Source organism: Chitinophaga sp. 10T418 (genome assembly GCF_056394125.1).
The window spans coordinates 862428-874322 of sequence record NZ_JBFTHG010000002.1 but is presented as its reverse complement, the minus strand read 5'-3'; the positions used below and the strand labels follow the sequence as shown (position 1 = coordinate 874322).

The window sequence follows — 11895 nt, the reverse complement described above, 5'->3', positions numbered from 1 at the left end:
GTTTAGAATTTAACATTAAGACCAAATAAAATGGTTCTGGGTTGCGGAAAATAGCCAAGGTCAGTGCCGGAAGACCAGCTGTCAATACCATAACCTACCTCCGGATCAAGCCCACGGTAATGTGTAAACGTAAATACATTCAGTCCTGAAACATAGAGTCTGAACTGTTGTATAGGAACATGTTTCAATAATGTTTTCTTAAAATCATATCCAATGTTGATACTCTTGATACGCATAAACGCACCATTGTGCACATACAGATCAGAGAAGCGGGTATAGTTTTGATTGGCTTCATTATTTTGCGTTACACGGGGCCTGGAGTTAGAAGTACCTTCTCCGTGCCAGCGATCAAAAACGGCCGTTGTATAGTTATTGTAAAAGCGGTCATAGGCCCTGGTTCCATCTACGATGTCATTGCCACCTACACCACTCAATAACACCGACAGGTCGAATCCTTTCCAGCCGGCAGATAGGGAGATACCATAGGTTTGTTTCGGATTGGGATCACCTACTTTTGTTTTATCATCCCCCGTAATCGCACCATCACCGTTGATGTCTACAAAACGTGCGTCCCCGGGTTGTGCGCCCGGTTGTATTTTTTGCCCTCCTTTGCCGGTATAAGCATCTATTTCTGCCTGATTCTGGAAGATGCCGGCTGTTTTTAATCCATAGAAATAACCGATAGGCATACCATTCTGTGCGCGGAAGTACTCATCCATATTGGAAGACAACACGCCATTATAAGAAGGATGTAACACACCTTCCTGGTTAGGAATTTCTACTACGGTATTTTTATTGAAAGCAATATTACCGCCAATGCCAATAGTTACTTCGCCAAACTGATGATTGTAGTTGATGCCCAGCTCAATTCCCTTGTTTTCAATATTGCCGCCATTAATGGTAGGAGCACCGGTACCTACGATTGCAGGAATGGGCGCATCTACCAGCCAGTCGCCGGTTTGTTTACGGTACCAGTCAAATGTTACCGTCACGTCTTTGAACAGGGTCGCATCAAATCCAATGTCTGTCTGTGTGGAAACTTCCCATTTCAGATTGGGATTGGGAATTCTGTTAGGAGATGCTCCCACGGTTTGTACCCCATTAAAATAATAATCGCGATAGGTAGAGTTAACGCTTGCCAGGTAAGCAAAGCTGGCAATCCTGTCATTACCATTCCTGCCCCAGCCACCGCGGATTTTCAGGAAGTTCAGCCAGCTGATATCCTGCAGAAAGCTTTCGTTGGTGGCAATCCATCCCGCTGAAAAAGATGGGAAGTAGCCATAACGATTGTTGGCGCCAAACTTGGTAGACCCATCCCGGCGCAGGATAGCTGTCAGCAGGTATTTTTCATCATAGCTATAGAATACGCGTCCGAAATAAGATTGCAGCGCATCCATGTTTCTGGTGCCGAATACCTGCCGGGTGTCTTTATTTAATCCGTTGCTGATCACCGCATGTTCAAAATCTGAAATGATCAGATCGGTGGTGCTGCCGCCTACATTATAAGCTTCGCTTTTCCTGGCTGTAGTACCTGCTAATATGTTCAGGTTATGTTTGCCCGCTGTAAACTGGTAGTTAAGGGTATTGTCCCAGTTCCAGGCGAGGTTGCGATACATGGCCTGTTTGGCCTGGGAGTGATCGTTACTGTTGTTGGTACCCAGGTTATATACCGGCAGAAAAGAATTGAGATAGTTATAGGAGATATCTGCGCCAAAATCTGTGCGGAAGGTCAACCCTTTTATGATGGTCACTTCTCCATAAATATCTCCTATGATCCTGTCGGTAATACTTTTATTATTCTGCAGGTAATCAATGGCACCAATGGGATTGATTTCATCTGCATAAGCCGCTTTACCATAGCTGCCATCTGCATTATATACCGGGAAAGTAGGATCGGCATTCAATAAGCCCCGAATGGAGTTATTGTAAATATTACCGGTGCCGATACCACTTTGACGTGTATGCGCATACGTGAGGTTCTCACCTACCTTGATAAGGTCTTTGTATAACTTATGTTCTGAGTTAAGGCGTAAAGACGTTCTTTCGAAATTAGACTTACCGGGTAATCCCATGACGCCCTGCTGTCCCTGGTAGGAGAGGGAAGAAGAAAAAATGGAATGTTCGTTACCGCCGGAAAGACTCAGACTATAATTTTGAATAGGTGCATTTTTTATCGTAGCGGCTTTTTGCCAGTCGGTACCCTTACCCAGTTTAGCAATAGAGTCCGGGGAATAAATAGGAACGGCGCCGGAGTTGATGGCGGCTTCGTTCATAATATTGGCATACTGTTGTGCATTCAGCAGGTCCAGTTTACGGGCCGGATTCTGTAATCCGTAAGAGGCATCGAAGCTGACGCTCATTTTTCCGGACCGCCCTTTTTTAGTGGTAATCATCACCAGCCCATTCGCAGCACGGGTACCATAAATAGCTGTGGAGGCAGCATCTTTCAATACATCCACGCTGGCAATGTCGGATGGGTTTATGTAGGAGATATCATCCACCGGAAAACCATCTACTATGAAAAGTGGTCTGGAATTACCGTTGGTGCCAATACCACGGATGGTAAACTTCATGGCATCACCAGGTTGCCCGGAGTTGGAGGTAACCTGCACACCAGGCACCTGCCCCTGCAATGATTGCTCTACGCTCACACTGTGATTCTTTACCAGGTCTTCTGTGTTTAAATGTACGGTAGCACCGGTCAGCACTTTTTTCTTTTGTGCACCATAACCTATTACCACCAGTTCCTCTAAACCGGTGGAAGCCGATGCTAAGCGTATCACCATGGGAGCACCGGCTTTGGCAGCCAGTTCCACCTTCTCAAAGCCTACCAGCGAAACTACCAGCATCTCACCGGCATCGGCAGATAAACTGAAGGCGCCATCCGTACCGGTAACAGCGCCGCGGGTGGTACCTTTTACTAAAATATTTACACCTGGCAGGGGAGAACCGTCTTTAGCATCCAGTACCTTGCCCGTGATGGTTTGTTTTACAGGGTGCGTATATGCCTTCCCGTTATTTGCAGCGGCGCGCAACGCGGGAGGTGCAACAGCCAGGCTGCATACTGCAAGTGTCCGTAGGACAGATTGCCGTGGAAAAAAATGACTGATAGTGTACCAGATTTTCATGTTTAACGTGTTTTATTTAGGCAGAGGAGTTTGAATAATGTATATGTTTGATTGGATTATCCAACAATTGAATAAGTTGGTCCAGGTCAGATGGCCCGGACCGTTTTTGCTATTCCATTATATGATGTAATCTTATCTGTCTTATTGCTGAGATCCGGCCCTGCAGGCGTTTGCTTGCTCACAAACGTTACGCGGAAGTAACGCTGCTGTAACATGCCTGGAAAACTACCTGCCCGTTTTCCTATGCTCAAGGTTTGCGCTGCTTCATCCCAGTGGAAAGAGATATTACTGTATGCGCCTTTTTCGTACTGATAGTTATTGTTTTCATCTTCATACAAGCTAAAGTCACCGTCTTTACCAGTATATACATACAATTGTATAGTATCTGCTTTTCGTTCATTGGTATACTGCAATGCCGGGCCTACAGGCAGAATCGCGCCTTCTTTAACATACAAAGGCATCCGCGACAAAGGTGCTGTGGCAGTGATGTGCTGTCCGCCTGACTGATATACACCGGTGTAGAAATCATACCAGCCATTGCCCGCCGGCAGATACAATTCCCGACTGCGCGCCTGGTAATGTGTAACCGGATTTACCAGTAGAGAAGGTCCGAACATATATTGATCACGGATATTTAGCACCGCAGTATCTTGCCCGAAATCCATCGGTAATCCACGCATAATCGTATAGTCGTGATGGTAAGTACTGCCCGCCAGTGAGTAGATGTAAGGCAACAGGCGGTAACGCAGCTGATCATAGTAAAGCATAGATTGGTACGCAACACTGCTGTCTGGCGCTATGTTAAACATTTCACGATAAGGATACTGCCCATGAGAACGGAACAGCGGGCAGAAAGCACCATACTGAAACCAACGGGTATTCAGCTCTCTCCATTCTTCCAGTGCCGGCCCCTGTGGGTTTGGCTTGTCGTATTTATCTTCTACAAAGAAGCCACCGATATCGGTAGTCCAGTAAGGCAAACCAGACATACAGAAATTTAATCCGGCAGGTATTTGTCTGCCCATTTCTTCAAACGTAGCGGCAATATCACCACTCCAGGTAGCTGCAGCATAGCGCTGTAAACCGGCATAAGCAGAACGGGTAAGGATGAATACACGCTGACCGGGTTTGGTAGCACGCTGACCATCGTAAATACCTTTGGCATTTAACAGGGCATAGGTATTGAAGTATTGTGTGGAAGATCCCATAGCCGTAGGATTCATCAATGTCTTACGCTCATCTATAGAGGAGTTAGACAGGATGTCGGGCTCTGTGGCATCCAGCCACCAGGCATCAATGCCCTTGCTGAACAGATTTTTGTTGATCAGATTCCAGAAAAGCTTGCGGGCTTCCGGGTTAAAAGCATCATAAAACGTAGATACGTAACCGTTGCCAATCCAGTCGCGCTGCCTGTTTTTGATATTCTGTTTGTATAACCAGTTTTTGCTATCGAATAATTTGTAATTATCTATCCCTTCATAAAATTTAGGCCATACAGAAATCATGAAGTTGGCATGGTACTTTTCATGCAGACGACTGATGAGCCCCGCCGGATCAGGAAAACGTGCCGGATCAAACTGTTGACTGCCCCATTCATCCTGTTTCCAGTAACTCCAGTCCAGCACAATATTATCCAGCGGAATTTTGCGTTTGCGGAATTCAGCTACCGTATTTTCTATTTCATCCTGTGTTTTATAGCGCTCCMGGCTTTGCCAGAATCCCAGTGCCCAGCGTGGTACCAGGGTAGCTTTACCAGTTACCTGCCGGTAGCCACTGATTACTTCATCCATATTTTGACCGTACATAAAGTAGTAGTCAATTTTTTCGGCAGCTTCGGAAGTCAGCTTCATCTTATCTGCTGCAGCTGCCGGTGTAGGAGAAAGGAATTTGAGGGAAATGAAGGATTGAGAAGTTTCTGGTATCCACTCCACTTTAATAGTGGCAGGCTGACCTTTCTTAAGTGCATGACGGAATACGGAAGCCCCCGGATTCCAGCTTTCACGCCATCTATCCAGCTTTAACTGTCCATCTATCCATACTTTGGTATATCCGGAAGTAGTCATAAAGAATTTGTACTCACCGTTTTCATCTGCGTTCATCGTTCCTTCCCAGGTCACTTTCCCTTTTACCATCGGGAAAGCCGCCGGGAGATTAGCTAAGCGATCGAGGAACTCATAGTCAATTTTATCTTCCACTGCTTTTACATACACGGTATTGTTATAGCGGTCGCCATAAGTAGCACTTAAACCACCGGCTTTCCCTTCAGCAGATGTTAAGTGTAAGGCAGACATTTGTTGGTATGGGCGCTCATCTCCGAAACGGGTAATGGAATAGTTGTCCCATAAAATGCCATAATTGCGGTTGGATATTACAAAAGGGACCGCCGCCACAGAGTTGTACTGGGTGAGGTCTATATCCTGCCCTTTGTAATTCATTAATCCGGTCTGATGCTGCCCCAAACCATAAAAGGCTTCACCCGCGGGAGATTCGAACGCCTGTTGTATGCGGTATAATTGTTTGTTGTCGATGGTAACGGGGGTAAAGTGTTTACCACCACCTGTTTGTTCCTGTAATATAATATGTCCGGTGTTGTCGCGAAAAACTACTTCGCCGGTATTAAGGGCTACAGTAGCAGAAAGACTGGCTGTCTTTAATACCACTGTTTCATTACGCTCTTCTGTATCCCATTTTACGGTATTCCCTTTTATATCTACTGCCATCAGGCTGGGTGTACCATCGAAGTGGTCCCCGGGTGTGGCGGTTACATGGATCACTTTGTCGGATACCACTTGTAATCTCACCTGTTTGGCGCCATTTGGTGTGGGTTGTTTTAAATGTATTACCAGGCCATCTGCCAGCTTATCTACCTGGCCGGCATAACACCAGGAAGCAAGAAGCGTCATTAGTACGAACGGTATCGCCCTCTTTATCTGCATATCTGAACGGATTTTTTCCTTGATTGAACGTGGTTGTTTGCGGTACGTGTGGTCTTATTTCAAAACGTGTTTACTTCAGAACGTGTGAAAACAAAAATAAACGGACACACGGAATCACAGGGTAACGGTATGTTTTAGATATAGGGCGATTATGTTAACCGCAGGCGACGGTAGGGTAGCAGAATGATGCTGGTTAGGGCATAAAATGTTAATCAGATAAAGGGAATGCGCTTGGTTTTGAACAGGTTATAGCAACAATAACCCTATAAGAGAGATGGTGATCAAACAGTATAGCAGGATTTCGATCAACAGATACAGCCGGTTGCTTTTCTTAAAGTTGTGCTTGAGCATAAACAGATTTAATAATCAATCCGGCAAAATTATCCATTGCCACCGGGAGGAAGGGGTAGCATTTCGTTATTTAATAGGGCAGATTTGTTGTTTTAGCAGAAAGCAGAAGGCATAAAGCTATTGTAGCGAATGTGTCAGGTTGCTCACAGCAATCTCCGTTACAATAGCTTTATGCTTTATGCTTTCCGCCTTCTGCTTTATATACAGACGGCAGTACATTATACTCCATCTTAAAATATTTGGTAAAATATTTCGGGTTGTTGAAACCCACTTCATAGGCCACTTCCGCCACTGTTAGCTGACTCTTCTCCAGTAGCTGGGCCGCTCGTTTTAAACGTATACTCCGGATAAATTCAATGGGCGACCTGCCGGTGAGTGCTAAAATTTTCTTATAAACAGATACCCGGCTCATAAACAAAGCACGACTTAGTTCTTCTACAGAAAAGTCAGGATTGGAGATATTCTTCTCTACAATCTGTAATGCCTGTTGGATAAACTGTTCATCAGCGGAAGAAATAGCCACCTCACTGGGATGTGCTTCTATATGTTGCTGGAAGGTTTTCCGTAAGGAGGATTGCTGTGAGATAATGTTTTTGATACGGGACAATAATACTTCAAAATTAAACGGCTTGGTAATATAATCAGACGCACCTGTTTCGAGGGCTTCCAGTTGTTGAGCCTCTTCTGCCCGGGCAGTAAGCAATACGATAGGAAGATGTGCTGTGCGCTGTTGTGCACGGACTTTCTTACATAATTCCAGTCCATCCATTTCAGGCATCGATATATCACTCACGATCAGATGGGGGAGGGTATGCTGTAATAACTTCCAGGCAATCATCCCGTTTTCGGCTTCTATGATCTGGAAATATTGTCCCAGGTTGTCTTTCAGGTAGAAGCGAAAATCTTCGTTGTCTTCTACCAGCAGGATCAACGGCTTTTTGCTACTGCTACTAACAGGGGTGGCGGGTGCTATAGTCGGGATATTGTTAATCGTTTCCTGTACGGTGCCCGGCACCAACGCTGTTGCCATTTTTACCGGCAACAGTACGGTGAAGCAACTTCCCATTTCCGGGGCACTATCTACGCTGATACTTCCCCCATGCATTTTTACAAACTCACGGGTAATGGATAAACCAATCCCGCTGCCCTGGTTCACCATGGAAGCAGGTACTTCATGCTGGAAGAAGCGTTCAAAGATATGATCCTGTTTTTCCAATGGAATACCGATACCGTTATCTTTCACCGCTATTTCCAGTTGTGCAGCACCTGCCTGGTAACTAACATGAACGGATATACTACCTTGTTCCGGGGTAAATTTAAATGCATTGGAAAGCAGGTTAAAGAGGATCTTCTCTATTTTATCTGCATCGTACAGCATCTTCAGTTCTTGTACATTACTCTGAAAGGCAAGCTGTATATGCTTTTTGTCGGACAGGTCAGAAAAAGAGCCGGTTAGTTCTTTTATAAAACCAATGATATCGCCTTCGGTGGTATGTAGTTTTATTTCCTGTACTTCCATTTTACGGAAGTCAAGTAACTGGTTCACGAGGTTAAGCAGGCGCCTGGCATTTCTTTGCATCAGCTCCAGCTGTCCTTTTAAATTTCCTTCAGTCGTTTGGCGGATGATTTTTTCCAGGGGTGTAATAATAAGACTGAGCGGTGTTCTGAACTCATGACTGACATTGGTAAAGAAGCGTATTTTCAGCGCATCCAGTTCATGCATTCGTGCGGCTTCCTGTGTTTGTTGCTCCATCCTGAACTTCAGTCTTTCTCTTTCCTGGATAATCCTGCGTGCCAGCAATAATGCTCCCAATATCAGCAGGGCATAGCAAAGGAAGGCCGGCCATGTTTTCCAGAAAGGCGGTAGTACCCGGATTTGTAAAGTAAGCCCGGTGTCATTCCAGATGCCATCATTGTTGGAAGCTTTTACCCGGAAAGTATACACTCCCGGATCAAGGTTGGTAAAGGTGGCCTTCCGTTGCAGTCCATCGGTATACAACCATTCTTTGTTAAAACCTTCCAGTATATAAGCGTACCTGTTTTTCTCCGGATGGAAATAATTCAGGGAAGCAAATTCCAGTGAAAAAACATTTTCACTATACTTCAGGGTAATGCTGCGTGTTTCTGATATAGCGGAAGTGAGTAGTATCCTGCTATTGATTTTTTCACCAGGGAGTATGCTTTTATTAAATATCTGCAGGTCTGTTAATACCACCGGCGGTATGTTTTTATTGACAGCAATTGTATTGGGATAGAAGATATTAAAACCGTTGCCTCCACCAAATATCAGCTCACCACGACTTGTTTTCAATGCGGCATTTTCATTAAACTCCTTGCCCTGTAAACCATCAGATTCATCGTAGTTTTTGAACGAATACGTAGGCCCTTTGCCGTTAGTTGCCGGATGAATGGTCATGTTAGACAATCCATTGGGAGTACTCATCCATATACTATGATCGTTCGCTTCCAGGATATTCAGGATAGAATTATCGGGCAGCCCGTCTTCTTTACGGAGTGTATGGAAGCTGTTGTCTTTAGGGTTAAAAAGATCTAATCCCTCACGGGTGCCTACCCAGATACGATCTTGGCTATCCTGGAAAATACAGACTACGTTATTATGACTCAGGCTTCCTCCGGCGGAAGGAATATTGCTGTAATGTTTAAAGGTGCCAGTTGTTGGGTTTCTTACATCCAGTCCTTCGGAAGTTCCGATCCAGAGGTTGCCTGCTCTGTCTTCAAGCAGGGCGGAAATATATTTGGAAGGCACTTCCTGCTGAAAGTGGCGGAACTGTTGTGTTACAGGGTCCATCCTGTTAAGACCGCCATTGAGGGTACCTACCCATAGCTGGTGGTTTTTGTCTTCCAGCACTTCCCAGATGCTGTTGTCACTGATGCTGTTGCTGTCTTTAGGGTCATGTTTGTAATGGATAAACTGATGACCATCAAACCGGTCGAGGCCTCCGAAATAGGTGCCCACCCATAGTTGCTGGCGATGGTCTATCCACAGACTAACAATAACGTTACCGGATATACTGTTGGCGTTGCCGGGGTCATGACGGTATTGGGTAAAAGTATTCCGGCTGCGGTCATAATAGATCAGTCCGCCGCCGTTGGTACCTATCCATAGATTATGGCTGGCATCTTCCACAAACCGGTTCACATCGTTATAAGGTAAACTGTTACGGCTATAGGCCTGGTATTGAAAGAGTGGGAACTTTACCATGTTTTCATGGTAGTAGTTCAGTCCTTTTTTAAAAGTGCCTATCCATATAATACCGGTATTGTCTTTATACAGCGTGGTGATGCTGTTCTGGCTCAGGCTGCGGTTATCTTCGTTGATATTCTGAATGTACCGGATGCTTTGGGCTTTCTTATCAATAATATTGATGCCCCCATGGTCTGTGCCGATCCAGATCTGTCCGTTATTATCGGGAACTATACCCCTGACAATATTATTGTTCAGTGCCAATCCCGGGGTTTCCTGATCAATGTGAAGGAAGTTGTGGTTACTCACGGCGAAATAGTAAACACCATTGTCTTCATTATTACTGAATATCCAAAGGTCGCCGTCGTTATCGGTGACCATGTTCCAGGCGGTAACCGGATGTTCCGGTTTTACGAGGGTATGGTTACGGTACAGGATCTGGTGGCTGCGGGCATCCATTTTTTCCAGGATACCGCTGCTGTGCAGCAGCCAGTAGTCGCCTGCTTTATCCTGCACCATGGCGGAAACGCTGTTGGTGGCAATGCTGGAACTGTCCGATGTATGTACCAACGACAAGGACTTGTTATGGGCATCTACCATAAAAATACCAGCAGTAGGATGGAGGAACCAGCATTGTCCGGCCCTGTCTTTTACGATGTCTGTCAATACGTTGCCCGGAATACCCCATTGCCGAAGGAGCGTTTCAGGATGCCGGTTAAATTTTGCGGTTTGTGGCTGGTATATATTAATGCCGGTGCGGGTTTGGATCCAGAGCTGTTGCCCGGGACCAGCCATGATTTTACCTATATTATTATCGGACACGGAAGTGCTGTCACGCAAATCATGCTGGTATACAGTAAAATGATACCCGTCAAACCGGTTCAGGCCAGATACGGTGCCGATCCACATGAAGCCGATGCTGTCTCTGAATATACAGTTTACCTGGTTATTGGACAAGCCCTGGTTAATATCAATCCGGTTGAACTGATAGGTGAGCGTTTGCGCCCAGGTGAGCGTTGTTAGTAGTATTAAAAAAGTGAATATGAAGAGCCTCTTCCGCATGTACACATCCCTTGGTTGAAAATTGTTAGTTTGACAATTATAAAGGCGCAACAATATAGTACAAAACGGCTATAAACAAAGAAAGGTCGAAAGAATTCGACCTTTATTGCTAAAATTCCACGTTATGGCACTCAGGTCCATAAAAAGTTAATCAGCTAATTGTCCGGCATAACCGGTATATAATAAGTGATGTTTGCGATTTTATTGGGGTAGCCAGCCTCTTGCTATACAAAAGTAGGTGAAGGTAAAACGATTGTCAAGAAATTAGCAAACAATATTTAAAAAAAATTGGAAACCCGCCATGAATGACCTTTTTTCCGATACAAGATAATTTCATTCGTGGTCCGCTATAATCTTTAAATATTATTGAGTACTTTTTTGTCAATCTGAAAATCCATGAAGCGTATTACAATAAGTATGATGTTGTTATGTGGGCTGGCATTGACTGCCATGGCTCAGCAACAGCCAGGAAAGGGGCTCACCGTAACCCTCGACTACTACTACAACAACGAATTTAAACCCGATAAAGCCGGTAACCCGATTCGGTGGCATTACATCTGGAATGAAACGGATAACGGTGGTATTTCCATCTGGGGCGGCATTTTTGACTCATTAGGTGTGAAAAGAGATAGCCTGCTGGAAGCGCCCACCGCTGCCAATCTGCAGAAAACCGATATCTATATGATCATTGACCCGGATACGGAAAAGGAATCTCCCCATCCCAACTATATGAATGAAAAGGATGCTGCGGTCATTTTTAACTGGGTAAAAGCCGGTGGCGTATTGGTATTGATGGAGAATGACTCTGCCAACGCAGAATTTGACCACTTCAATAAGCTGAGTGAAAAATTCGGTATCCATTTTAATGGCGACAGCCGCAACCGGGTACAGGGAAAGAACTGGGAGCAGGGAACATTCAATATCCCTCCCGGCCATGAGATCTTTAAGCCCGGAAGAAAAGTATACATCAAGGAATTGTCTACCCTCAAACTAAAATCTCCTGCCCGGGCAGTATTCAGAGATGGGCCATACGTCATCATGGCCGAAGCGCGGGTAGGTAAAGGAACGGTGTTTGCAGTAGGAGACCCCTGGTTTTACAACGAATATGTAGATGGAAAGAGATTGCCATCATCTTACCAGAACGCTGAAGCAGCAGCAGACCTCACGCGATGGATCATTTCAGCCGTTAGCCGTTAGCTTTTAGCTATTAGGG

4 protein-coding genes are annotated in these 11895 nt (G+C 45.1%); 1 reads left to right on the top strand and 3 read right to left on the bottom strand.

Annotated features, from left to right (window positions below; genetic code table 11):
• Positions 1-2: 2 nt before the first annotated feature.
• The 3 genes from AC1DCV_RS07875 to AC1DCV_RS07865 form a co-directional block, all read right to left on the bottom strand.
• A complete protein-coding gene (locus AC1DCV_RS07875) occupies positions 3-3128 on the bottom strand; it encodes a SusC/RagA family TonB-linked outer membrane protein (RefSeq protein ID WP_477022672.1) in 3126 nt (1041 codons plus the stop codon).
• 86 nt (positions 3129-3214) lie between these two features.
• Complete coding sequence (locus AC1DCV_RS07870) at positions 3215-6064, bottom strand: TIM-barrel domain-containing protein (RefSeq protein WP_477022671.1); 2850 nt, start codon at positions 6062-6064, stop codon at positions 3215-3217.
• Positions 6065-6584: 520 nt separating this feature from the next.
• Positions 6585-10682, bottom strand: a complete 4098-nt coding sequence (locus tag AC1DCV_RS07865; protein ID WP_477022670.1) for a two-component regulator propeller domain-containing protein — start codon at positions 10680-10682, stop codon at positions 6585-6587.
• A gap of 396 nt (positions 10683-11078) precedes the next feature.
• On the opposite strand from AC1DCV_RS07865, the gene AC1DCV_RS07860 reads away from it, so the two are divergent.
• Positions 11079-11879: a DUF4350 domain-containing protein gene (locus AC1DCV_RS07860; RefSeq protein ID WP_477022669.1), complete on the top strand. Its 801-nt coding sequence runs from the start codon at positions 11079-11081 to the stop codon at positions 11877-11879.
• The last annotated feature ends 16 nt before the right edge of the window (positions 11880-11895 follow it).